21 protein-coding genes are annotated in these 22801 nt (G+C 67.5%); 11 read left to right on the top strand and 10 right to left on the bottom strand.

Going from position 1 to position 22801, the window contains the following annotated elements; genetic code table 11:
* The first annotated feature begins 226 nt into the window (after positions 1-226).
* Both PUN71_RS09855 and PUN71_RS09850 read left to right on the top strand, forming a co-directional pair.
* Positions 227-1537 carry a carboxylesterase family protein gene (locus tag PUN71_RS09855; RefSeq protein WP_277798252.1) on the top strand — a complete coding sequence of 437 codons (1311 nt, stop codon included), beginning with the start codon at positions 227-229 and terminating at the stop codon, positions 1535-1537.
* A gap of 37 nt (positions 1538-1574) precedes the next feature.
* Complete coding sequence (locus tag PUN71_RS09850) at positions 1575-2330, top strand: DUF429 domain-containing protein (RefSeq protein ID WP_277798251.1); 756 nt, start codon at positions 1575-1577, stop codon at positions 2328-2330.
* 1 nt (position 2331) lies between these two features.
* On the opposite strand, the gene PUN71_RS09845 is transcribed toward PUN71_RS09850, so the two are convergent.
* The gene (locus tag PUN71_RS09845) at positions 2332-4773 is read right to left on the bottom strand and encodes a phosphoketolase family protein (protein WP_277798250.1); all 2442 of its coding nucleotides are present in this window, start codon (positions 4771-4773) and stop codon (positions 2332-2334) included.
* A 192-nt stretch (positions 4774-4965) separates the two neighbouring features.
* Between PUN71_RS09845 and PUN71_RS09840 the strand changes: the two genes are divergently transcribed.
* Both PUN71_RS09840 and PUN71_RS09835 read left to right on the top strand, forming a co-directional pair.
* Positions 4966-7197, top strand: a complete 2232-nt coding sequence (locus PUN71_RS09840) for a catalase (protein WP_277798249.1) — start codon at positions 4966-4968, stop codon at positions 7195-7197.
* Between the two features lie 176 nt (positions 7198-7373).
* Positions 7374-7973, top strand: coding sequence for a hypothetical protein (locus PUN71_RS09835; RefSeq protein WP_277798248.1), 600 nt, complete (start codon positions 7374-7376; stop codon positions 7971-7973).
* 5 nt (positions 7974-7978) lie between these two features.
* Here the strand turns inward: PUN71_RS09835 and PUN71_RS09830 are convergent, their stop codons facing one another.
* A complete protein-coding gene (locus PUN71_RS09830) occupies positions 7979-8563 on the bottom strand; it encodes a histidine phosphatase family protein (RefSeq protein ID WP_277798247.1) in 585 nt (194 codons plus the stop codon).
* A 66-nt stretch (positions 8564-8629) separates the two neighbouring features.
* Positions 8630-9517 carry an HAD family hydrolase gene (locus PUN71_RS09825; RefSeq protein WP_277798246.1) on the bottom strand — a complete coding sequence of 296 codons (888 nt, stop codon included), beginning with the start codon at positions 9515-9517 and terminating at the stop codon, positions 8630-8632.
* 258 nt (positions 9518-9775) lie between these two features.
* Between PUN71_RS09825 and PUN71_RS09820 the strand changes: the two genes are divergently transcribed.
* Positions 9776-10771 carry a hypothetical protein gene (locus PUN71_RS09820; protein WP_277798245.1) on the top strand — a complete coding sequence of 332 codons (996 nt, stop codon included), beginning with the start codon at positions 9776-9778 and terminating at the stop codon, positions 10769-10771.
* A gap of 79 nt (positions 10772-10850) precedes the next feature.
* Here PUN71_RS09820 and serS read toward each other — a convergent pair whose 3' ends face one another.
* Complete coding sequence (gene serS / locus PUN71_RS09815) at positions 10851-12131, bottom strand: serine--tRNA ligase (RefSeq protein ID WP_277798244.1); 1281 nt, start codon at positions 12129-12131, stop codon at positions 10851-10853.
* Positions 12132-12219: 88 nt separating this feature from the next.
* Here serS and PUN71_RS09810 point away from each other — a divergent pair, with 88 nt between their 5' ends.
* The gene (locus PUN71_RS09810; RefSeq protein ID WP_277798243.1) at positions 12220-13299 is read left to right on the top strand and encodes a diacylglycerol/lipid kinase family protein; all 1080 of its coding nucleotides are present in this window, start codon (positions 12220-12222) and stop codon (positions 13297-13299) included.
* Between the two features lie 26 nt (positions 13300-13325).
* Here PUN71_RS09810 and PUN71_RS09805 read toward each other — a convergent pair whose 3' ends face one another.
* The 3 genes from PUN71_RS09805 to PUN71_RS09795 form a co-directional block, all read right to left on the bottom strand.
* Entirely contained in the window at positions 13326-13529 is a 204-nt protein-coding gene (locus PUN71_RS09805; RefSeq protein ID WP_043450123.1) for a hypothetical protein, read from the bottom strand.
* 93 nt (positions 13530-13622) lie between these two features.
* A complete protein-coding gene (gene pheA, locus PUN71_RS09800) occupies positions 13623-14603 on the bottom strand; it encodes a prephenate dehydratase (protein WP_277798242.1) in 981 nt (326 codons plus the stop codon).
* On the bottom strand, positions 14603-14929 hold the full coding sequence (locus PUN71_RS09795) for a rhodanese-like domain-containing protein (protein WP_043450131.1): 327 nt from the start codon (positions 14927-14929) through the stop codon (positions 14603-14605). Before PUN71_RS09795 ends, pheA begins: the two co-directional genes overlap by 1 nt.
* A 186-nt stretch (positions 14930-15115) precedes the next feature.
* Here PUN71_RS09795 and PUN71_RS09790 point away from each other — a divergent pair, with 186 nt between their 5' ends.
* From PUN71_RS09790 to PUN71_RS09770, 5 genes are all read left to right on the top strand, one after another.
* Positions 15116-16522 carry an amidase gene (locus tag PUN71_RS09790; RefSeq protein WP_277798241.1) on the top strand — a complete coding sequence of 469 codons (1407 nt, stop codon included), beginning with the start codon at positions 15116-15118 and terminating at the stop codon, positions 16520-16522.
* Positions 16523-16654: 132 nt separating this feature from the next.
* On the top strand, positions 16655-16882 hold the full coding sequence (locus PUN71_RS09785; RefSeq protein WP_043450135.1) for a hypothetical protein: 228 nt from the start codon (positions 16655-16657) through the stop codon (positions 16880-16882).
* Between the two features lie 149 nt (positions 16883-17031).
* Entirely contained in the window at positions 17032-17235 is a 204-nt protein-coding gene (locus tag PUN71_RS09780) for a hypothetical protein (RefSeq protein WP_277798240.1), read from the top strand.
* Positions 17236-17489: 254 nt separating this feature from the next.
* A complete protein-coding gene (locus PUN71_RS09775) occupies positions 17490-17873 on the top strand; it encodes a LapA family protein (protein ID WP_502860423.1) in 384 nt (127 codons plus the stop codon).
* Between the two features lie 38 nt (positions 17874-17911).
* Positions 17912-18493, top strand: a complete 582-nt coding sequence (locus PUN71_RS09770) for a dihydrofolate reductase family protein (RefSeq protein ID WP_277798238.1) — start codon at positions 17912-17914, stop codon at positions 18491-18493.
* A 94-nt stretch (positions 18494-18587) separates the two neighbouring features.
* Here PUN71_RS09770 and PUN71_RS09765 read toward each other — a convergent pair whose 3' ends face one another.
* Genes PUN71_RS09765 through PUN71_RS09755 form a run of 3 tightly spaced genes read right to left on the bottom strand, consistent with a single transcriptional unit; the run spans position 18588 to position 22740 of the window.
* Entirely contained in the window at positions 18588-20108 is a 1521-nt protein-coding gene (locus PUN71_RS09765; RefSeq protein WP_277798237.1) for a carboxyl transferase domain-containing protein, read from the bottom strand.
* Between the two features lie 2 nt (positions 20109-20110).
* A complete protein-coding gene (locus tag PUN71_RS09760; protein ID WP_277798236.1) occupies positions 20111-21322 on the bottom strand; it encodes a CaiB/BaiF CoA transferase family protein in 1212 nt (403 codons plus the stop codon).
* A gap of 50 nt (positions 21323-21372) precedes the next feature.
* Positions 21373-22740 (bottom strand): SLC13 family permease, encoded by a 1368-nt coding sequence (locus PUN71_RS09755; RefSeq protein WP_277798235.1) that lies wholly within the window; start codon positions 22738-22740, stop codon positions 21373-21375.
* Between the last annotated feature and the right edge of the window lie 61 nt (positions 22741-22801).

The following is a 22801-nucleotide window of genomic DNA, read 5'->3' as shown; positions in this document are numbered from 1 at the left end:
TTTTTCTTTTTTTTTTCTTTTTTTTTTTTTTTTTTTCTTTTTTTTTTTTTTTTTTTTTTTTTTTTTTTTTTTTTTTTTTTTTTTCTTTTTTTTTTTTTTTTTTTTTTTTTTTTTTTTTTTTTTTTTTTTCAAGCAGAAGACGGCATACGATATCCTATGACTCGTCTCGTGGGCTCGGAGATGTGTATAAGAGACAGGTTCAGAGCACGCCCCGACGTCCCAGCTGTTGTTCCAGCCACCCTGCGGCCCCGTCACCGGCTGGGCTGATGGTGACGTCCTCCGCGCCACCGGCATCCCGTACGCCACGGCCGGACGCTTCCAGCCTCCGGTGGCCGCCCGGGACTGGACCTCGGAATTTTCCGCCACGTCCCTCTCCCCCGCCTGCCCACAGGCACCAGTCCCCTTCCTCGACGACGTCCTGGGCACCAGGTACGGTGAACTGCCCGGCAGCGAGGACTGCCAGAACCTCTCCATCACCATGCCCGGAGACCTCAGGCCGGAGGAACGGCTGCCGGTCATGGTCTGGATCCACGGCGGCTCCTACACCACAGGCTCGGGCGACCTGGCCATCTTCGACCCCGCTCGGCTGGTCGCCGAAAACCGCGTCATCGTGGTGTCCGTGACGTACCGGCTGGGCCTGTTCGGGTTCCTGGCCACTCCGACCGGCCGGCCCGGCAACCTGGGCCTGCTCGACCAGCTTGAGGCCTTCCGCTGGGTGCAGCGGAACATCGCCGGCTTCGGCGGCGATCCGGGCCGGGTCACAGCGTTCGGCCAGTCCGCGGGCGGCGACGCCATCGCCCACCTGATGGCTGTGCCGGAAGCACCCAGGCTCTTCCACCGCGCCATCATCCAGAGCGCGCCACTCGGCATTACCCAGGGACGGGCCAGGATGAACCACGCGATGGGAACCGCTGCGGAGTCCCTGACGGAGGAGACCCCGGCCATGGAGGTGGTGGCCCGCGAGGCCGACGTGGCGCAGGTGGCCAGGAAGTTCGGGATGCTGGCGGCCATGCCGTTCGGCACCCAGTACGGGCACGATCCGCTTCCCGAGGAGCGAGGCATTGAAGAAGCGTGGAACCGCGCCGCGCCGGCGATCGACGTGCTGATCGGCCATACCTCCGAGGAGGCGCGCCTGTTCCTTCCCCGCAGCCCGCGGCTGATGCGCCTGGCCGCGGTTCCGTTTGTGGGCAAGGCCGCCGTGCGGGCCGTCGACTGGGTGGTCACCGAGACCGTGTACGGCAGGGCCACCCGCCGGTTCGCCCGCCGCCACGCCAAGGCAGGCGGAAAAGCGCACCGCTATGTGCTGGACTGGCACGCGCCCGGCAACATCTTCGGCGCCGCGCACACGGTGGATTTGCCCCTGCTGCTCGGCAACCGGAAGACCTGGGACGGCGTTGGGCTCATTGCCGGCGCGGACTGGGCGGACGTGGACGCAGCGGGCCGCAGGATGCGCGCCCTGTGGGCCGGCTTCGCCTCCGGCCGGGACCTCGGGGACTCGGGCAGCATCCCCGGCGTCCTGCGGTACCGGGCCGTCTGACGCAATGCCGTCTGACCGCAGGGGTGGTGGGCAGCCCATGAAGACGCTCGGCGTGGACCTGGCGGCCGCGACCAAGAAAACCGCCGTGGCCGTCATCGAGTGGAGCGATGACCGGGCCCGGCTCACCCACCTGGCCTTGGACGTGGACGACCAGGAGATCGTGGACCTGTTCGGCACCTGCGCCATGACCGGCGTCGATTGCCCCGTGGGCTGGCCGGACGCGCTGATCCCGTTCCTCACCGGCCACCTGAATAATGATCCGGCACCCGTCCTTGACCACGACGGGATCGCCGGCCGCCGGCTCCTCGCCTATCGCGATACCGACCGGTTCTGCACCGCGCAGACCGGCCTGATTCCGCTCAGTGTCTCCGCTGACCGGCTGGCGCACCCGGCCATGCGCTGCGCCGTCATCCAGGCGAAGATCGCTGCGCTGCACGGCCCGCAACCGCGTGACGGCTCGGGCCGGCTGGCAGAGGTGTACCCGGCGGCATCGTTGAAGATCTGGGGGCTCAAGGGCCGGGGCTATAAGGGCCGGGGCACTCCGGAAGCGGAGCGGCTTGGCGTGCTGCTCGGCTCACTCCAGGACCAGGCACCATGGCTGGACCTGGCCGGGAACGAGGCGCGGCTCGCGGCTTCGGACGACCTGTTCGATGCCGTCATCGCCTCGCTGACCGCCCGGGCCGTGGCCCGCCGTCGTACCCTCGCCCCTGACGATGCGCATGCCCGGGCGGCCCGCAGCGAAGGCTGGATCCACCTGCCCTCCTGCACCCTGGACGAACTCCCGGGGCAGTAAGTCAGCCGCCCAGCTTCCAGTTCCGGATCTCCTCCGGGTCCTCGCCGTGCGTGCGGGTGTGTTCGCGCGCCCGGTTGCGCCGGTCCTGCAGGTCCTGGCGCAGGAGTGAGTGCTTCTCGGCAAGGCCCGGTACGCGATCGATCGCGTCGATGGCCAGGGTGAAGCGGTCGATGCCGTTGAGCATGGCCATATCGAACGGGGTGGTGGTGGTCCCCTCTTCCTTGTAGCCGTGCACGTGAAGCCCCTGCTGGTTGGTGCGCCGGTACGCCAGCCGGTGGATCAGCGCCGGGTAGCCGTGGTACGCGAAGATGACGGGTTTGTCAGCGGTGAAGATGCCGTCGAAGTCATGGGCGGGGAGGCCGTGCGGGTGCTCGCTTTCGTCCTGCAGCCGCATCAGGTCCACTACGTTGACCACCCGCACCTTGAGGCCGGGGGCGCCGTTGCGGAGCAGTTCCGCGGCGGCAACGGTCTCCACGGTGGGGACGTCGCCCGCGCAGGCCAGTACGACGTCGGGCTCCTCGCCGGGCACCTCGGAGCCGGCGAACGTCCAGATGCCCAGGCCGCGGTGGCAGTGGTTGGCGGCATCGGCCGGGCCAAGCCAGGTGGGCGAGGGCTGCTTGCCGCTGACCACGATGTTCACGTAGTCCGTCGATGCCAGGCAGTGCTCCATGACGGACAGGAGGGTGTTGGCGTCCGGCGGCAGGTACACCCGGATGACCTCGGCCTTTTTGTTGACCGCGTGGTCGATGAAGCCCGGGTCCTGGTGCGAGAAACCGTTGTTGTCCTGCTGCCACACGTGGGAGGACAGCAGGTAGTTCAGCGATGGGACCGGCTGGCGCCAGTGCAGTTTGCGGGATACCTTCAGCCACTTTGCGTGCTGGTTGAACATCGAATCGACGATGTGGACGAAGGCTTCGTAGCAGTTGAACACACCGTGGCGGCCGGTGAGGAGGTAGCCTTCCAGCCAGCCCTGGCACAGGTGCTCGCTCAGTACCTCGATCACCCGACCGGACCGTGCCAGGTGCTCGTCGACGTCGTCAATCCGGTACTGCCACACCTTGTCGGTGACCTCGTAGACGTTCTGCAGCCTGTTGGACGCCGTCTCGTCCGGGCCGAACAGCCGGAAGTTGTCCATGTTCTGTGCGATGACGTCCCGCATCCAGGAGCCGAGGGTGATCATCGGGCTGACCCGGTCGGTTCCCGGGTTGGGCACCTCCACGGCGTGGTCCTGGTACGCGGGGAGCTTGAGGGCCCGCCGGAGCAGCCCGCCGTTGGCGTGCGGGGTGGCACTCATGCGGAAGTCCCCGGTGGGTGCCCCTTCGGCGACGTCGGGCCGGAGCCGGCCGTCGCCGTCGAACAATTCCTCCGGCCGGTAGGACTGCAGCCATTCCTCCAGCTGCTTCAGGTGTTCGCCGTTGGTGCGCACCTCGGACAGCGGCACCTGGTGGGCCCGCCAGGTTCCTTCCACCTGCAGCCCGTCCACCATGCGCGGCCCGGTCCAGCCCTTCGGCGAGCGCAGCACGATCATGGGCCAGCGGCGGCTCCCCTCCCCCGCCTGTTCTCCGGCGGGGTCCCGCCGGTGGGCGTCCTGGATGGCCCTGATGTCCGCCAGGCAGCGGTCCAGTACGGCGGCGAAATCGCGGTGCGCCTGCTCCGTGCTGTCCGGGTCCGCCACCGTCACGAAATACGGCTCGTGGCCGTACCCGCGCAGCAGCTGCTCCAGCTGGTCCTGCGGCATCCGGGCCAGGATGGTGGGGTTGGCGATCTTGTAGCCGTTCAGGTGCAGGATGGGCAGCACGGCGCCGTCCGCGGCGGGGTCCAGGAAGTTGTGCGAGTGCCAGCTGGCGGCCAGCGGCCCGGTCTCGGCCTCGCCGTCGCCAATGACGACGGCGGTGACCAGCTGGGGATTGTCGAACACCGACCCGTAGGCGTGGGCTAGCGCGTACCCCAGTTCCCCGCCTTCGCTGATGGAGCCGGGGCTTTCCGGCGCGGCGTGGCTGGGGATGCCGCCCGGGTAGGAGAACTGCCGGAACAGTTCCGCCAGGCCGGCCTCGTCATTGCCCACATGGGCATAGATTTCCGAGTACGTCCCCTCCAGCCAGGCATTGGCGACGACGGCGGGACCGCCATGGCCCGGACCGGCAACAAAGAGCATCTCAAGGGAGTCGCGGCGGATCACCCGGTTCAGGTGTGCGTAGACGAAGTTGAGCCCGGGCGTCGTTCCCCAGTGGCCCAGGAGCCGGGATTTGGTGTCCTCTGCCTGCAGAGGTTCGCGCAGCAGCGGGTTGGACCGCAGGTAGATCTGCCCCACGGAGAGATAGTTCGCGGCCCGCCACCACCGGTCGACGAGCTCCAGCTCCGCCTGGTCGATGCCGTCCCGCTGCACCGTGGCCTGCTGTTTCCCGTCCTGCTGCTTACTGTCCTGTCCAGTGCTGCCGGCCATAACCATCCTCACCTTGGGTGCGCCGCTGCAGGCGGCCGTTCCCCCATCGCAACAGATCAAAGGGCACGCAGGCAACCCCCGCCGTCGCGCCTTTCCACCTTGCCCCGCCTCTGCGGGCCACCTGTAGGGTAGTAAGCAAGCTTAGCTTCCGCCTGGCGGGGCTGGGAACATCTGATGAGGGGAGATCAAGACATGCCAGCCGAAGACAACATCGCAATTCCCGGGGCGCCGGCCAGTGAGGCTCCGGCGCAGGCAGAGCCCACCACACCCCGTGAACCGCTGCCGCCCAAGCCGGACCAGCGCGGCCCGGAGGCAGTGTCGCCAACCGGCAGCCCCACCGGGGCACCGGCCACTGCGCGCGCCCAGTCCGGGCAGTACCTGACCACGGCCCAAGGGCTCCGGCTGCAGGATACGGACCACTCGCTGAAGGCCGGCACGCGGGGACCCATCCTGCTGCAGGACCACCACCTGCGCGAGAAAATTACCCACTTTGACCACGAGCGGATCCCGGAGCGCGTCGTCCACGCGCGCGGAGCTGGAGCACATGGCGTGTTCCGCTCGTACGGGACGGCTTCGAAGGTCACGCGCGCCGGATTCCTTGCCCCGGACGTCGAAACGCCCGTGTTTGTCCGGTTCTCCACGGTGCTTGGCTCCCGCGGGTCAGCGGACGCGGTGCGGGACACCCGCGGGTTCTCCACGAAGTTCTACACCGATGAAGGAACCTACGACCTCGTGGGCAACAACATTCCGGTGTTTTTCATCCAGGACGGCATCAAGTTCCCGGATATCGTCCACGCGGCCAAACCCCATCCCGACCGTGAAATCCCACAGGCCCAGAGCGCGCACGACACTTTCTGGGACTTCGTCTCGCTCCACACCGAGGCGCAGGCCCACACCATGTGGAACATGTCCGACCGCGGCATCCCGCGGTCATACCGGACCATGGAGGGCTTCGGCGTCCACACGTTCCGGCTGGTCAATGCCGACGGGGACACCACGCTGGTGAAGTTCCACTGGAAGCCCAAACAGGGTGTCCACTCGCTGGTCTGGGAAGAAGCCCAAATCATTAACGGCATGGATCCGGACTTCCACCGGCGCGACCTTGCCGACGCCATCGAAGCCGGCGCCTACCCGGAGTGGGAACTGGGCATCCAGACGTTCCCGGACACCGAAGACCAGATGTTCGAAGGCATCGACCTCCTGGACCCCACGAAGTTCGTTCCCGAGGAACTCGCGCCGGTGCAGCCCATCGGGATGATGACCCTCACCGCGAACCCGACGAACTACTTCGCCGAGACCGAGCAGGTGGCCTTCCACCCGGGGCACCTGGTGCCGGGCATCGACGTCACCAATGACCCGCTGCTGCAGGTCCGCCTGTTTTCCTACCTGGACACGCAAATCTCGCGGCTGGGCGGCCCCAATTTCGCGCAGATCCCGATCAACCGGCCGCACGCCCCCGTCAACGACATGCTGCGGGACGGCATGCACCAGACGGCGGTCCACGCGGGGGTTGCCCCGTACCGGCCCAATTCGCTGGATGGCGGCTGCCCTTTCCTTGCCGGACAGGACCTGGGGGCCTTCGTGGACGTGCCGGCCGCGGTTGCGGAATCCATCAAGGAGCGGCGCAACCCGGCCTCCTTCGATGACCACTACAGCCAGGCCCGGCTGTTCTTCCGCAGCCTCAGCGCGGTGGAACAGGACCACGTGATCCAGGCGTATACGTTCGAGCTCGGCAAGTGCTACGAAACCGCCGTCCGCGAACGCCAGCTGCAGGCCCTGGCCAATATCGACGCCGCGCTGTGCGCCGCAGTGGCCGCCGGCCTCGGCATGGCTGCCCCGGAAGCTTCTGAGCAGGTGGCGGAGCATGCTCCCAGCCCGGCGCTGTCCCAGGTCGGCCTGACGTGGCCGGTAGCCGGGCGCGTGGTGGGCATCATTGCCGATTCCTCCAGCGACCTTTCGCAGGTGGACGCGGCCCGCAAGGCGCTCGACGGCGAGGGCATGGTCCCGCTCGTCATCGCACCAACCGGCGGCACGCTTTCCTCCGACGGGCTTTCCGTCACGGTGCAGCGGACCTTCCTCACGGCTCGGTCCACCGAATTCGACGCGCTGATTGTTGCCGGCGGGCAGCGTCCTGCCCCGGACGCCACTGGCGGTCGCGATGCCAAAGGCGGGGAGCCGGCGGCAGGCGCCGATCCGCGCGTCGGACTCATGCTGTCCGAGGCCTACCGCCATGCGAAGGCCATCGGCTTCTGGGGTTCGGGTTCCGGGGTTCTGGACGCGGCAGGCATTCCGCAGCAGTCTGCTGGAATAGCTGCCGGAGATGACGCTGCGTCGGTAACCTCTGCGGTCTCGGAACTTCTCGCCGCCCACCGCGCCTGGGATCGTTTCCCGGCGACCGGAGCAGCTGCGGGCCCGGCACGCTGACCCACAGAAACTGACCCAGGCAGGCTGGTCGAGGCAGGTGGTTCCGCCGCTTTATCGCTGGGGGTCCGCGTCATCCCGATGCGGGCCCCCGGCCCTGTTCCCGGGAGGTCCGGGCCGCTGACCAGTCGTAACATGCCGGTTCCGCAGTTCCTACTTCCGGGTAGTGTGGATCCAGAATGTTCACCCTGACCATCAACCAGACGGACAGCCGGCTCGACGGAGACCAGGTCCCGCAGCTGCTCAAGGCGCTGCGGCACATCCCCGCGCGCCTGGACTTCGACCGGTCGGTGGAGGACGAAGTCCAGGGAATCGTCGATTGCCCGCACCAGGCCGTTGATGCCGCGCTGATCGCGCTGCGCACCGGCCACTGGTATGTGGGGATCGGCGCCGGGCCGGTGAATGAGCCCCTGCCCAACCAAATCAAGGACGCCTCCGGCCACGGCCTGGTCTATGCCCGCCGCGCGGTGGACCGGCTGCGGAGCAGCAAGGAACGCATCCCGGTGGCGGTGGAGGGGCCCCTGGCCGATGTGGCCCATGATGCCGAGGCCATCCTCCGGCTGCTGGGACACATCGTGCGGGACCGTTCAGAGGCGGAATGGCGGGTGCTGGACCTGCTGACGCCCGGGGTCCGCGGCCAGCAGAAGGCCGTGGCCCAGGAGCTGGGCATCACTACGCAGGCCGTCAGCAAGGCCGTGGCACGGGCCCAGTGGAACGAGGAGCATGCCGCCCGGCCGGCGGCCGCCAGGTTGCTGGCGCTGATCCTGGCCGTGCAGTAACCGGTTCAGCTCCCGGTGGCGGCCATGACCGGTTCGCCGTTGAAGTACTCCAGCTTCCAGCCATCGATCGCGTGGTGGTGCGCAAGGTTGAGGGCCGCGTTGTCCACGCTGGTGAGGGTCTGGCCGATGGCGCGGCCGAGCGTGACGCGCAGGAGGGTGCCGTGGGTGACCACCAGGAGCCGCCGGCCGCGGAACTCCTCGGCCAGGGCTTCCAGGGCTGCAATACCGCGGTCGGCGGCCTCGTCTTCGCTCTCGGCACCCTCGAACCCGCCGGGGACGCGCAGCGCCTCCAGCTCGGGGCCGGCCTGCATTCCTTCGGCGGGGCCGAAGCTGCGCTCGGTGAGTTCCGGGACGCGGCGGGCCACGGTCAGCCCGAGGCCTTCCGCGATCAGGTCGGCCGTTTCAGCGGCACGGCTCAGCGGCGAGGAGACGATGGCGTCCCATTCGTACGGGGCCAGGATGCCGACGGCGGCACGCGCCTGTCCGCGTCCGACGTCGTTCAGCGGGATGTCGGTGGATCCCTGCAGCCGGCGCTCGGCATTCCAGTCGGTCTGGCCATGGCGGACGAGGGCGAACGTCGTAAGGGTCATGCGTCTATTCTGCCTTGGCGCCGGCCGCCGGCCGGAATCGCGGCAGCGGGCCCTGCCCTGCCCTGCTCAGAGGAGGCTGCGCAGCACGTGGGCCGCGCCGTCGTCGTGCACGGAGTGGGTGACCTCATCCGCTGCGGCCACCACTTCCGCGGGAGCCTGCCCCATGGCCACCCCCCTGCCGGCCCAGGCGAGCATCTCGATGTCGTTCCGGCCGTCGCCCACCGCGACGGTCAGGTGCTCTTCGAAGCCAAGCCGGACCCGGAGGTTTTCCAGGGCGCTGGCCTTGGTGACGCCGGCTGCGGCAATGTCCAGCCACGCGGTCCAGCCCACGGAGTACGTCACGCCCGCAAGTCCCACGTGGTTGATGGCCTCGTTGAACTCCTCGGGCGTGTTCTCGGTGCTGAACACCACCACGCGCACGGCGGTGGCCTCCAGCATGGTGTGGAAGTCAACGCCGATGGCCTCGACGCCGAAGCTGGCGTCCTGGAACCGCTCGGTGGAGAGGAAATTGCCGTCGGCGTCCTCGAGGGCGTACTTGGCGGAGGGCAGCCGTTCCCGGAGTGCGCGCAGGGCCGGGGCGGGGTCGAACGTAGCCTTGTGGATCACCTCGTAGCCGTTCTCCAGCTCCGGGTGGAGCCGGAGCGTCACGCCGCCGTTGCAGCAGATGGCGTACCCGCGCTCGATGCCGATCTTTTCGATGATGGGAAGGGTGGCATTCAGGGAGCGGCCGGTGGCAATCATTACTTCATGCCCTGCGGCCACCACCGCCTGCGCGGCCTCCCGCACTCCCGGGGACATGTGGCCGTCGTGGTTCACCAGGGTGCCGTCCACGTCCAGGGCGACCATGAACTTCCGGTCGACACCGGTGAAGGCGGCGTTGTCCTGGTTGTTGTCTCGATTGGTGTCTCGCCGGTCATCGTTGCCGGCGACTGAGGTTTCAGTCAGCGTTGTCATCCACATAGTGAACCAGACGTAACTGACAGGCGCTAGGACGCGGACCACAGGTTTATTGAACTGTTGGTTAACACGGCGGATTTCCACATCTGGGGGCCGGTGCTCGTCAGCTTCGTAATGCACCCGCCTGCGGACATCACAGCGCCGCCCGCACCGGTGCACCGTCCATACGGCGGTGCAAATGCGAAATCCATGGTTGTCCACATGCCCGGGCTGTCCCCTTCAACGGCCGTCCGTTGGCCGGTGAGGATAAGTGGCATGCACCTGATCTCCGCGCAGGACCTCCGCCGCACCACGGGTGACACCCGTTCACTCAGCAGGCGCTATGCGCGGGGTGAACTCGTCCGCGTCCGCAAAGGTGTTTACGCCGACAAGGAAGAGTGGGTATCCCTGGCTTCGTGGGAAAGATATCTCCAGACAGTCCGCGCCGTGGATTTGGAGCTCCCGGGATCCACATTTTGCCTGAACTCAGCCATTGCTGTTTGGAATCTGGCCCTCCTCGCAGTTCCCGGGTACGTCCATCTGGCCGGGGCATCGAGGGGGCACACCGGGCGGAAGCAGTCAACCACTTCCGCAGCCTGCAACAATTTCGGAGTAACGGGCATCGAACACATCAGCGCTTACGGAGTTCATAGGCATCCGGGGCATCCTGCCGCAGTTGAGTACGCAGGGCTTCAGGTGACTGCCCTGCCCGAGACCGTAGTGGAAGTCATCGCGAGGGAGAGCTTCGCGGCAGGAGTAGTGCTGGCGGATCACGCCATCAGCAGCCGCCGCCCTTCGGGACCTGCGCTCAGCAAGGATGAACTGCTGGACAAGGCTTCCCGGCTCCCCTCAGGAGCCCGCCGGGATTGGGTGGCCAAGGTGCTCGACTTCGCCTCGCCCGAGTCAGAGTCGGCTGGTGAATCGCTCAGCCGCGCCCAGATGCATCTGCTCGGCTTTCCGGCCCCCATGCTCCAAGCAACGTTCCGGCAGGGGGGTTCACTGCTCGCCCGGACTGACTTCTTTTGGCCTAAGTACCGGCTTATCGGGGAGTTCGACGGCGACGCAAAGTACCTGAGTGACGACTACCTGGGTACACGGACGGCACGGCAAACCGTGCTGGCGGAGAAGAAGCGCGAGGACAGGCTGCGGGCAGCGGGTTTCCGGTTTGTTCGATGGGACTGGGCAACGGCTTCAGACGCCACCCGCTTCGCGGCATGCCTCCGGCGGGCAGGCCTGCAGAGCACCCGGAGCAGATCATCCGGCACCCACTAACGGACAGTGCACCCCCGCACTCGCGGGTGCACTGTCCGTCCAAGGGTGAACTGTCCAGATGCGGGTGTATCACACAGGACTAGAGAACCGGCAGGACCTCAAGCCCGCCCAGGTACTTCTGCAGCGCCTTGGGGACGTTGACCGAGCCGTCCGGGTTCTGGTGATGCTCCAGGAGCGCCACAATCCAGCGGGTGGTGGCCAGCGTACCGTTCAGGGTGGCCACGGCGCGGGTGCCCTTGGAAACGCCCTCCGCGTTCACTACCCGCTCCCGGATGTTCAGGCGGCGGGCCTGGAAGGTGGTGCAGTTGGACGTGGACGTCAGCTCGCGGTACGCGCCCTGGGTGGGGACCCAGGCTTCGCAGTCGTACTTCCGGGCCGCTGAGGTGCCCAGGTCGCCGGCGGCGGTATCGATCACGCGGTACGGCAGCTCGCACTTGGCCAGCATTTCCTCTTCCCACGCAAGCAGGCGCTGGTGCTCCGCTGCGGCTTCCTCCACCGTGGTGTAGATGAACATCTCCACCTTGTTGAACTGGTGCACGCGGATGATCCCGCGCGTGTCCTTGCCGTGCGATCCGGCTTCACGCCGGTAGCAGGAGCTCTGGCCGGCATACCGGATGGGACCTGCGGAGAAGTCCAGGATCTCGTCCGCGTGGTACCCGGCGAGGGCGACCTCCGAGGTGCCCACCAGGTACAGGTCGTCCTCGGCCAGGCGGTAGATCTCGGCGTCGTGCTTGACGTCGAAGCCGGTGCCCTGCATGGTCTCGGGCCGCACCAGCGTGGGGGTGATCATCGGAATGAAGCCGGCTTCGATGGCCTGGTCCATAGCCATCTGCAGCAGGGCCATCTCCAGTCGGGCGCCCACGCCGCGGAGGAAGTAGAACCGCGCGCCGGAGACCTTGGCCCCGCGTTCCATGTCGATGGCGCCAATCAGCTCGCCGATCTCCAGGTGGTCCTTCGGCGTGAAGTCAGGGAATTCACGCGGCGTGCCGACGGTCTTGACCACCACGTAGTCGTCTTCGCCGCCTTCGGGAACGCCGTCCTCGATGAGGTTGGGGATGGTGCGCAGCAGCTCTTCCTGCTTGGTCTGCGCGGCATCAGCCTCGGCGGAAGCTGCCTTGACGGAGTTGGCCAGCTCCTTGACCTCGGCCAGCAGCGCCTGCTTTTCCTCACCCTTGGCCTGCGCCACCTTCTTGCCGAACACGTTCTGTTCAGCCCGGAGGTTTTCGAAACGGATCAGTGCGGCACGGCGGGCGGAATCCGCGGAGATGATCGCGTCCACCACTGATTCATCGGCGCCGCGGGCACGCTGGCTGGCACGGTACTTGTCCGGGTTTTCGCTGAGGTCTTTTACGTCGATCACCAGACAAGGGTATCCAATTCAGTGCACGACGGCGGGCGCCCGGCGCCGTGCCGCCGCCCGCCGTGCGCCGGGCTACTGTTGAACCACCATGAGCGACTGGATTCTCTACCTGCTGATTGCGGTGGCGCTTGCCTTCGCCACCTCGAGCTGGTGGGGCGTCCGCCGCCTCAAGGCACTGCATGTGCGCAGCACCGTGGCCGGCGAAGCCTACGACATAGGCCTGGCCCAGCAGCGGGTGGCGGTGGTCCTGAATCCGGTGAAGGCACGCGCCGAGGAAGCCAGGGCAACCATCCAGCGGGCCTGCCTTGCCGCGGGGTGGCAGGCGCCGGTCTTTTACGAGACCACGGCGGAGGACCCCGGCTTCTCCCAGGTCAAGGCCGCCCTGGCCGGCAAACCTGACGTCGTCCTGGTGGGCGGTGGCGACGGCACGGTCCGCGTGGTCGCTGAGGCGCTGGCGCACACTGAGATCGCGATGGGCCTGATCCCGCTGGGCACCGGAAACCTGCTGGCCCGCAACGTGGACCTGGACGTCAGTGACCTGCATGCAAGCGTCCAGACTGCCCTGTTCGGCCGCCAGCGCTACATCGACACGGCGCGGATGGCCATCGAAAACTCGCGGACCGGGCACTACTCAGAGCACGTGTTCCTGGTCATTGCCGGGATCGGCATGGACGCCGAAGTCCTGGCCGACACCAACGCGGGGCTGAAGAAGGCCGTGGGCTGGCTGGCCTACACCGAAGCGGGCGTCCGCCACCTGCCGGGCCGGCGCAAGAAGGTCTCCATCTCCCTGGACGACAGTCCCGAGCAGATCCGCAACATCCGCAGCGTCCTTTTCGCCAACTGCGGGCTGGTGCCGGGTGGGATCGACTTCATCCCGCAGGCCATGATCGACGACGGGATGCTCGATGTAGTGGTGATGAGCCCGCGCAGCGTGATGGGCTGGCTGCTGATGTACGTGAAAATCATGTTCAAGCACAGCGGAAAGCTGCCGATCATGACCGTCTACCGGTCCGGCCGGGTGGTCATCAAGTGCCCGGAACCCATGCCCACACAGCTCGACGGCGACACGTCCGGGGAGGCGACGAAGCTCACCGTGCAGGTGGAACCACGGTCGCTCCTGGTCCGGGTCAGGGGGCAGTCACACGGCAGCAGCGCCGCAATCAGGTAGGCGGCGGCAATAATTCCTGGGCGTGGTCAGGCGCTGGCCTTCTTCGCAGCCTCCGCAGCGGCTTTCGCGGCAGCGCGGGCCTCGGATTGCTCACGGATCATTGCCTGCTCCTCTTCGAAGCGCAGGCGGTCGGCGCGGTCGGCTTCGTCCCCGTCCCAGTCCTGGTTGTCCGCGGCGGGCTTGGGGTTGACGATCATCCCCTGGCCGTCATTGTCATTGCTGCTGGTCATGACCCGCTCCCTTCATCCGGGGCCATACCCCTGTGGATCAAGCAAGCATACGCATTGTCCACAGCCCGGGGAAGTACTCCGGACGGTATTCACCTACGCTGTGGGCGAAGCCGCGGAACCGTTTTCACCTGCACCGGATTCCCTGCCGAGGATGGAATCCACCCAGGAACCGGCAGCCGAAAAAGCCGCGTCCGAGGTGTACCCCGGCACAGGTGTTGCTTGCCCATCAGCCCGGGCATACGAACCCAGGAAGCGGATGCCGGGGCTGATGCGGTGCAGCCCGGCCAGCGCATCCGCCACCCGCGCCTCACCGGCGTGGCCCTCCGCGTCGATACTGAAGAAGTAGTGGCCCAGGTACTGTCCGGTGGGGCGCGATTCGATCCTGCTGAGATTGACCCCGCGGCTGGCGAACTGGTCCAGGATTTCCATCAGCGCGCCGGGACGGTCTTGGGGAAGCGGGACCACCACCGTCGTCTTGTCGGCGCCGGTCCGCGCCGGCAGTGCGCCCGGGCGGCTGACCAGGATGAAACGGGTCACCGCCTCCGGGTTGTCCCCGATATTTTCGGCCAGCACCGAGAGACCCGGGTGCCCGTGTGCGACAAGGGGCGCGCAGATCGCCGCGTCATAGTGGCACTCGTCGGCCAGCAAGCCCATGGCCGACGCCGCTGTAGAGGAGCCGGGAACGTATTCCGCTTGGGGAATGTTGGTATCCATCCATACGCGGCACTGCGCCCAGGCATGGCCGTGCGTGGAAACCCGCCGTACATCCCGAAGCTGCACTCCAGGCCGGGCCACCAGGACAAAGCTGATGGGCACCAGGACTTCCCGGATAATCCGAAGTTCCTGGCCGGACGCGATAGCGTCCAGGGTGGCGGTAACGCCGCCCTCCACGGAGTTCTCGATGGGGACCATCGCGGCGTCGGCCTGCCCTGCGCGGACCATGTCGAGTGCAGCATTGACGTTCGACGCCGGGACTCGGGCCGCCTGCAATGCGCCGGGTACCTGCAGCAGCGCTGCCTCCGTGAACGTCCCCTCGGGTCCCAGGAAGGCGTACACCGGCGAGTGTGCCGGCACTAAAGCACCAAGGGCTTCAGCCCGTTGTCCGAAACCAGCGGCTTGCCGGATTCCAGCCACTGGTCCATGCCGCCGGCAACGTTGATGGCGGTGTAGCCCTGGCCCGTCAGCCATTGGGCAGCCCGGAAGGAGCGGCCGCCGGTCCGGCAGATGACGTAGATGTCCTCGTCGGGGTCGAGCTCGTCCAGCCGGGCCGGGATCTGGTCCATGGGGATGTGGAGGGCGCCGTCTGCATGGCCGGCGACCCACTCATAGTCCTCCCTGACGTCCAGGATGACGGCGTCGGCGGGGATGTCGTGGACGGGGACGGTATCGAAATCACTCATCGGGAGTCCTGTCGTGGTGGATCAAAGTCAGTATTAAGCCTAGTAGGTCCTGCTCCGGCCAGCGGATGGACGGGCAAGGCTAGGCTTCTTGGTGACGTTGGGGCTTCCGTTGGGTTCGACGTCCCAACTAGGCCTGCGCAGCGCCCGCCAGGCCGGAAACCACCCGCGAGAGGACAGGAGGCCCGCATGGTTGAGCTGCACGACCTCCCGGCGGTGGAGCTGCGGAACCTCCTGCGTACCGGAGAGGTGTCCGCGGTGGAGGCCGCCGCCCATTTCCTGGCCCGCATCGAACAGCGCAACCCCCTGCTGGGCGCCTTCATCACCGTCACCACCGGGCAGGCGCTGGAACAGGCGAAGGCGGCTGATGCCCGCCGCTCCCGCACAGCCGGCGGCGATCTGCCCCTGCTGCATGGCATGCCGATTGCCTTCAAGGACCTCACCGATGTGGCCGGCGTGGTGACCACCCATGGCAGTGCCGCCCTGGACCACAAGCCCGCCCCGGCGGACGCCCCGCTGGTGGCCCTCTTCAAGGACGCCGGCGCAATTTCGCTGGGCAAGACCCAGGTGCCTGAATTCGGACTGACGGCCTACAGCGAAAACCGCATCGCGCCGCCGTCGCGCAATCCGCACGCACCCAGCAGGAGCCCGGGCGGGTCCTCCGGGGGCAGTGCAGCCGCCGTCGCGGCAGGGCTGCTCCCCTTTGCCCCGGGGACCGACGGCGGCGGATCAGTCCGCATTCCAGCTGCGGCCTGCGGACTCGTCGGGTTGAAACCAGGCCGCGGGCTGGTGGCAGCTGGGGAAAGCGCGGGCGATCCCGCACGGCTGGTGGTGCCTGGTCCGCTCGCCCGGAGCGCGGAGGATGCAGCGCTGATGATGGACGCCATGGCGCCCGGCGGCCACTACCTTGGGGCGCTTCGGCGGGAGCCGCCGCGCCTGAGGATCGGAATCACCCTGGACAGCCCCTGGTCCGGCACGTTCCCCTTCACCCCGGACCAGGAGGCCCTGGACGCGCTCCGCGCAGGCGAAAACCTCCTGGAACACGCGGGCCATACCCTTGGCGACGCCGCCATTCGTTACGACAACCGGTACCCGGACGCCTTCACCACCGCCTGGACGGCCGGGGTGGGCGCTGCCCGGATCAGCCCCGCACGCGAAGCCTCGCTGGCACCCCTCACCCGGACCTTCAGGCGGCGCGCTCAGCAACGCAGCCCGGCCAAGCTTGCCGAGTCGCTGGCATTCCTGCGCCGGTTCCAGCACGACACCTTGGCCCAGTACGGCGAGTGGGACCTGATGCTGATGCCCGCACTGGCGCAGACCCCGCGTCCGGTGGGCTGGTTCACCGGGACCGCCCACGGCAGTGAGCCTTGGCCGTCCGCCCAGTGGCCCGGAGACGCCGACGGCGACTACCGGAAGCAGTGCGAGTACGCGCCGTGGTCATCGATGGTGAACGTGTGCGGCCTGCCCGCCATCACCATTCCGGTGCACTGGACCGGCGGTTCCAGCGGCAGCGGGCTCCCCATGGGCATCCAACTGGTGGGCCCGATGGGTTCCGAGGCCGTCCTCCTGCAGGTCGCCCACCAGCTGGGTTTCTAGGGGCCACCCCGGTCCCCGCTGTTGACCTGACCCTAACGGCGGCTTAACCCGGCCGTAACCTGGCCTGACCAGACTGGTAAGGCGCCATCCCGTTTCCTCCACCATCAAGTGCTCCACGAGGAGTTGTCCTGCATGAACGCTGAAACCAACGCGACCGGCGCCGAAACGGACGCAACGGCTGCCGACGGCCGCCCGGACCTAAGCAACACCAACGTCAGGGAAGACCTCGCCATGACCGGCCGGTGCGCCCTGGTCCACCTGCCCACCGGCAGGACCTGCCTGCTTCCGCTGCGCCACCAGGGTCCGTGCGACTTCCATGGCCCGCAGGAGGCCCAGGACGTGGTGGCGGCCGGCAGCTAGCCCGAAGTAATCGCCGGCGCAGGAAATTTCCGGGCGCTGGCGCTTTTGACGTGCAGGCAAGGTCCCGGCGCAGGCGTTTGGCGCTGACTGTCGACTCCCGGAGGGATCAGGAGGACGATTAATAGGCAGTCACCATAAGGAGGTCTGTGATGTGCTACGCATCGAGCAAGGACTTTGGGTGGGGCGCCAGGAAAGAAACCACGCGCCGGCCTGAAGCGGAACCGGAAACCCCTGCGGAGACGCCGGAGAAGCCGGTCAAGGCACAGGATTTCACGTTCTGGGCCTTTCCCAAGTGGCGCAGGACGCCTGCGCCCCGCACCCCCTCCGCTGAACGGAGCAAGGAGAGGGTCTGACGTCCGGACCGGGTAACCGGACCGGAGTCACGGAGGGGTCCTGACGGGGCCCCTCTGCCATGCCGGCACCGTTTCCAAACCCCGAGGTGCTGCAGCTGAGCCCGCCGCCGGCGTCGTCCGGTCGTTGTGCTGCGGCAACCAGGGCGTCTATGGTTGAACGATAAGCATGCTTAGCATTCGGGAAGAGGACGACTATGAGCGCAGGACAGAGTACGCCTACACCTGACAGGCAGCCGGAATCCGAACCTGGAACGGTGCAGCCCACTCCGACGGCAACATCGCCGGGCCGCCCTGCGGGCTACGGGAACGCGCCCGCCTACCGGGCGGATGGCCCGGAGACCACGGGCACCGGGCCGACGGCGGGGGCCGCTCCTGAGCGCAAAGTCACCCGTGCCGGGGTCATTTGGGCCGCGGTGGTGGCCGCCTTGGTCCTCTTGATCCTGCTGATCGTCTTTATCCTGCAGAACCAGGAGCTGGTGCTGGTGAAATTCCTGGGCTTTGAGGGCTCCGTCCCGCTGGGCATGGCGCTGTTCATCGCCGCCGTGACGGGCGGAGTGCTCGTAGCCGTCGCCGGCGGCGCGCGGATTCTGCAGCTTCGCTCCAACGCCCACCGGGACAGGGCCCGGCAGCGCAGGTAACCGCGGCTGCCAGGCCGGCGCGGGAAAGGCTGGCAACAATGGGCAAGGTTGTGGTGGCCAACCACGTGACGCTCGACGGCGTGATGCAGGGACCCGGCCGGCCCGACGAGGATACCCGCGGCGGCTTCAGCCACGGCGGTTGGGCTGTTCCCTATGCAGACCAGGCCACCGTCCACAAGATGGGCGAACGGATGGGCCCGGACCACGCCTTCCTGTTCGGACACCGCACTTACCGGCAGTTGCTGGAGTCCTGGAACCGGCAGGGCGGCCCCTTCAAGGACGCCTTGCTCAATACGCCCAAGTACGTCGCATCGAGGAATCCGGAAACCCACCTCGAGTGGCCCCATTCAACCCTCCTGCACGGTGACGTTGCCGCCGCCGTACAAGAACTGCGGGCAGGCACCAGCTCAAACCTGGTGGTCATGGGCAGCGGGGAGCTGATCCGCTCCCTCATGGCCGCCGGCCAGATCGACGAGTACCTGCTCATGATTCATCCCGTCGTCCTGGGCACGGGCCACCAACTTTTCGCTTCCACCAGCCGCGCTGCGCTGCGGCTGGTGGAAGCAGAACCTACTGCCACCGACGTCATCGTGGCCCTCTATACCCCCGACCGCCGGTAAGGGACAGCGCGAGCGGCCCAACCCGCCGTCGAGCGCTGTTGCCCCACCCCGTGCCGCGCCCGTGCCCCGGTGCGCGCCGGCCAGGCCGGACCTGTCAGCGGGCTCCCAGGGTGGCGAACTTGCGGGCCCGTGCTGCCACGAGATCCGGCACGGGAGTGGAGGCCACGGCGCCCAGTTCATATTCGATAGCCCTGGCCATCCGGGTGCAGAACTCGCGGGGCTCCAGTGAGGCATCCCCGCGCTCGTCCACAATGTGGTCCACCAGGCCGTTGGCGTGCAGGGCGGCCACGTTGACCCCCTGGGCCTGCGCCATTGCGGGCGCGAAAGCGGTAGTCCGGTGCACGATGGCGCTGGCACCCTCCGGCGGCAGGGGCGAAAGCCAGCTGTGCTGGGCGGCGATGGTCCGGTCCGCCGGCAGCAGCGCCAGCGCCCCGCCACCGGCACCCTGGCCCAGCAGCACCGAGACCGACGGCGATTGCAGCCCGATCAGTTCGTGCAGCGACCTGGCGATCTCCCCGGCAAGGCCGCCTTCCTCCGCTTCCTGCGAGAGCGCCGCACCGGCAGTGTCGATGACGGTGAGCAGGGGAAGCCGCAGTTCCTCCGCGAGCTTCATCCCGCGGCGGGCCTCGCGCAGCGATCCGGGCCCCATCCCGGCCGCGTCCCTCCGGAGCGGACGGGCGTGGCCCAGCACAATGCAGGACTGGCCTCCGAAACGAGCCAGCGCGAGCAGCAGCCCCGGATCCTTTTCCCCCTGGCCCGTGCCATTGAGGGGCAGCGCGTCGGTGGCGCCGAACTTCAGCAGTTGGCGCAGGTCGGGGCGCCGCGGCCGGCGGGACAGCTCGATGGACGTCCAGGCATCAACCGTTGACGGCCGGATGCCCAGGGTTTCGGGGGGAGCCGGCCGCACCTGGCCGGCCACGGGATCCCCCGGGGACAGCATGGCGAGTGCCCGGCCCACCAGGTCGGCAAGATCGCCCGGTTCCACCACCCCGTCGATCAATCCCTTGTGGAAGAGGTTCTCCGCCACCTGGACGTTCGCCGGGAACGGCTGGCCGTAGAGTGCCTCGTACACCCTGGGGCCCAGGAAACCCAGCAGGGCACCGGGCTCGGCCACGTTGATGTGTCCCAAGGATCCCCAGGACGCCATGACGCCCCCGGTGGTGGGGTGCCGGAGGTAGACAAGGTAGGGAAGGCCGGCCTGGCGGTGGGCACGGACAGCGCCGGTGATTTTGACCATGGACAGGAATGCAAGCGTCCCTTCCTGCATGCGGGTTCCGCCGGAGGCGGGGCCGGCCAGCAGGGGAAGCCCCTCAGCCGTGGCACGTTCGACGGCGGCAACAATCCTTTCCGCCGCCGCGTGGCCGATCGACCCGGCCAGGAAGGAGAATTCGCTGACGATCAGCGCCACTCGGCGGCCGCGGATGAGGCCGGCGCCGGTGAGCACGGATTCGTCGGCGCCGCTGCGCTCCCGGGCGCCGGCCAGGTCCTGCGCGTACTCCGCGGACAGCTCCGGCTGCTGCGGTTCCGTGTCCCAGGAAACGAAGGAGCCAGGGTCCACCACCGCGCCCAGAAGTTCGGCTGCGTTCATGTGCCGTACCTTTTCCGCCGTCGCCATGCCTACTTCGCCCCGGCTGCGGCAGAGGCCAGGCCCAGCCATTCCCGAATCGCCGGCCCGTCCTCGTCCAGCAAAGGCGGCGCGTCGTGTTCGGTGCGGGTGGTTTCGGCCGTGTCCCCCGGCGCGAAGAACCGCAGCGGCGGCCCGGGCAGGCTCACCTTGCCAAGGAGTGGATGCTGCACGTCCACCACCAGGCCCTGGGACGCCACCTGTTCCCAGGCGTACACCTCATCCAGGGAGCGGACCTTCCCTGCCGGGATCCCGGCGTCGTTCAGCTTGTCCAGCAGCTCCGCCGCGCCGTAGCTGGCAAAGACGCGTTCGACGGCGGCAACCACCCCGGCGCGGTTCCGCACCCTTTCGGCGTTGCTGGCAAAGCCCGGGGCGGCCGGGTCCAGCCCGAAGGCGGAGGCGAACGAGTGCCAGAGCTTCTCGCTGCCGACGCTGATCTGGACGCTCCCGTCCCTGCAGTTGAACAGGCCGTAGGGGGCGATGGACGGGTGGTGGTTGCCCTGGGCGCGCGGCACCTCGCCGGCGATCGTGGTCCTGGTGCCCTGGAAGGCATGCACCCCGATCAGCGATGCCAGCAGGGAGGTGCGCACCACCTGGCCCCGGCCCGTGCTGTTCCGCTCGACCAGGGCCGCCAGGACGCCAACCGCCCCGTTCATGCCTGAGAGCAGGTCGGCGATGGGGACGCCCACGCGCTGGGGGTCGTCCGGCCCGGAACCGGTCAGGGACATGAGGCCGGCTTCGCCCTGGAGGATCTGGTCGTAGCCGCTGCGCTGGGATTCGGGTCCGTCATGGCCAAAACCGGTGATGGACAGGATCACCAGCCGGGGGTTGAGCGCGTGCATGGCGGCCGTGGAGAAGCCCAGCCTGGCCATCACGCCGGGCCGGAAATTCTCGATCACCACGTCTGCCCGCTCCAGCAGGCCGCGGAGCACCGCCTGGCCGTCGCCGCTCTTCAGGTCCAGGCTGATGGACTCCTTATTGCGGTTGCAGGACATGAAGTAGGTGGACTGCAGGTCGTCTTCGGGGCCGACGAACGGCGGGCCCCAACCGCGGGTGTCATCCCCGGCGCCGGGGCTCTCCACTTTGATGACGCGGGCGCCAAGGTCCGCCAGCATCATGCCGGCGTGCGGTCCGGCCAATGCCCGGCTGAGGTCGACCACGAGGTGTCCGGCCAGGGGGCCTCGGGTGGTTTCGGTTGTGCTCATGTGCTGGGTTTTCCTTTCTGAAGTGCGGGCGCCGGCCGGTCCGTTGGCGGCTACAGCCAGCCGGGGACCACCAGCGCCAGCCAGGCCAGGACGGGTCCTACCACGATGACGATTCCGCTGTAGCCGAGGATCTGCTTGTAGAACCGGTCCTTGTCCACGCCCTCCGGCGCGTTGGCCAGGACCAGGGCGCCGTTGGTGGAGAAGGGCGAAACGTCCACGATGGTGGCGGAAACGGCGAGGGCGCAGATGACGCCGACGGCACCGATCTCGCCCGTGGAGAGGAACGGCACGGCGAGCGGGATGAGTGCGGCCAGGATGGCCGTGGACGAGGCGAAGGCGGACACCACGGCGCCGATGAAGCAAATGATGAGTGCGGCCAGGAGCGGCATGCCCATTCCGGCGACGCCGCCGGAGACGAATTCGATGGTGCCGGCTTCCTCCAGCACGCCGACGAAGGTCAGCATGCCGCAGATCAGCAGCACGGTGGACCAGCTGATCTTGTTGATGGCGCCTTTTTGGGCTGTGGGTGAGACCAGGGCCAGGACTATGGCGATGGTGATGGAAACGAATCCGACGTCCATCTTGAAGCCGAGGGCCACGACGGCCAGCACGATCAGGCCGGCAATGGTGACGAGCTGCGGAATCCGCTCCCTGCGCTCCTTGGTGGCGGCAACGCCGTCACCCGCGGGGTCGCGGGGCCCGTACATGCCGGAACCGAAGCCCTTGAAGGGAACGTCCGCGCCGGCCTTGGCGCCGACACTGACTGCCATGCGCGCCTCCGCTGCCTGTTCCACGAACTGGCCCACCCGAGAGGACAGGAGGTTCCTGCCGCCCAGGACCACGAAGAGGACCAGCGCGATGACCAGGTTGAAGACCAGGCTCGAGAGGAACAGCGCCGTGGGGCTGAAGGCGAGGTCGGTCTTGGCCAGGATGCCGTTGACAGTGACGCCGTAGACAGCGATGGGCGAGAAGCCGCCGGCCTGGGCGCCATGGATGACCATCATGCCCATCAGGAGCGGGCTGATCTTGTACTTGCCCGCAAAGCTCAGGGCGATGGGGGCAATGATGGCGACGGCGGCGGGAGAGAGCGCGCCCACGGCCGTGATGACAGCGGTGATCGCGAACATGACCCATGGGATCAGGGCGACGCGGCTGCCCACCAACTTGACGGCACCGCGCACCAGGAGGTCGATGGTGCCGTTGTTCTGGGCGATGGCGAACAGATACGTGACGCCCACGATGGTCAGGAAGAGGCCGCCGGGAAAGTTGGCCAGAATCTCGTTGGTGGACATGCCCAGCACCACGGAGCCGAGCAGGAAGGCACCGACGAACGCGAGGGCACCCATATTGAGGGGCAGGACGGTGGCGAGCAGGAACATCGCCGCCAGGATGATGATCGACAAGACAGGAGCGGACATCGTTGGTCCTCCGTTGGGGGAAAGAATGTGACGTGAGTTACTGGCTCACTGGACTAGCCTC

The sequence above is a fragment of the Arthrobacter sp. NQ7 genome (genome assembly GCF_029581595.2).
In the GTDB taxonomy this organism is placed as follows: Bacteria; Actinomycetota; Actinomycetes; order Actinomycetales; family Micrococcaceae; genus Arthrobacter; species Arthrobacter phenanthrenivorans_B.
This window is presented reverse-complemented; position numbering and strand designations above follow the sequence as displayed.

Bases quoted from the DNA above. Each gene is read 5' to 3' on its own strand.
- PUN71_RS09850 (WP_277798251.1), top strand. From the start codon at position 1,575: ATGAAGACGCTCGGCGTGGACCTGGCGGCCGCGACCAAGAAAACCGCC.
- PUN71_RS09845 (WP_277798250.1), bottom strand. From the start codon at position 4,773: ATGGCCGGCAGCACTGGACAGGACAGTAAGCAGCAGGACGGGAAACAG.
- PUN71_RS09840 (WP_277798249.1), top strand. From the start codon at position 4,966: ATGCCAGCCGAAGACAACATCGCAATTCCCGGGGCGCCGGCCAGTGAG.
- PUN71_RS09835 (WP_277798248.1), top strand. From the start codon at position 7,374: ATGTTCACCCTGACCATCAACCAGACGGACAGCCGGCTCGACGGAGAC.
- PUN71_RS09830 (WP_277798247.1), bottom strand. From the start codon at position 8,563: ATGACCCTTACGACGTTCGCCCTCGTCCGCCATGGCCAGACCGACTGG.
- PUN71_RS09825 (WP_277798246.1), bottom strand. From the start codon at position 9,517: ATGACAACGCTGACTGAAACCTCAGTCGCCGGCAACGATGACCGGCGA.
- PUN71_RS09820 (WP_277798245.1), top strand. From the start codon at position 9,776: ATGCACCTGATCTCCGCGCAGGACCTCCGCCGCACCACGGGTGACACC.
- PUN71_RS09810 (WP_277798243.1), top strand. From the start codon at position 12,220: ATGAGCGACTGGATTCTCTACCTGCTGATTGCGGTGGCGCTTGCCTTC.
- PUN71_RS09805 (WP_043450123.1), bottom strand. From the start codon at position 13,529: ATGACCAGCAGCAATGACAATGACGGCCAGGGGATGATCGTCAACCCC.
- PUN71_RS09795 (WP_043450131.1), bottom strand. From the start codon at position 14,929: ATGAGTGATTTCGATACCGTCCCCGTCCACGACATCCCCGCCGACGCC.
- PUN71_RS09790 (WP_277798241.1), top strand. From the start codon at position 15,116: ATGGTTGAGCTGCACGACCTCCCGGCGGTGGAGCTGCGGAACCTCCTG.
- PUN71_RS09785 (WP_043450135.1), top strand. From the start codon at position 16,655: ATGAACGCTGAAACCAACGCGACCGGCGCCGAAACGGACGCAACGGCT.
- PUN71_RS09780 (WP_277798240.1), top strand. From the start codon at position 17,032: ATGTGCTACGCATCGAGCAAGGACTTTGGGTGGGGCGCCAGGAAAGAA.
- PUN71_RS09770 (WP_277798238.1), top strand. From the start codon at position 17,912: ATGGGCAAGGTTGTGGTGGCCAACCACGTGACGCTCGACGGCGTGATG.
- PUN71_RS09765 (WP_277798237.1), bottom strand. From the start codon at position 20,108: ATGGCGACGGCGGAAAAGGTACGGCACATGAACGCAGCCGAACTTCTG.
- PUN71_RS09760 (WP_277798236.1), bottom strand. From the start codon at position 21,322: ATGAGCACAACCGAAACCACCCGAGGCCCCCTGGCCGGACACCTCGTG.
- PUN71_RS09755 (WP_277798235.1), bottom strand. From the start codon at position 22,740: ATGTCCGCTCCTGTCTTGTCGATCATCATCCTGGCGGCGATGTTCCTG.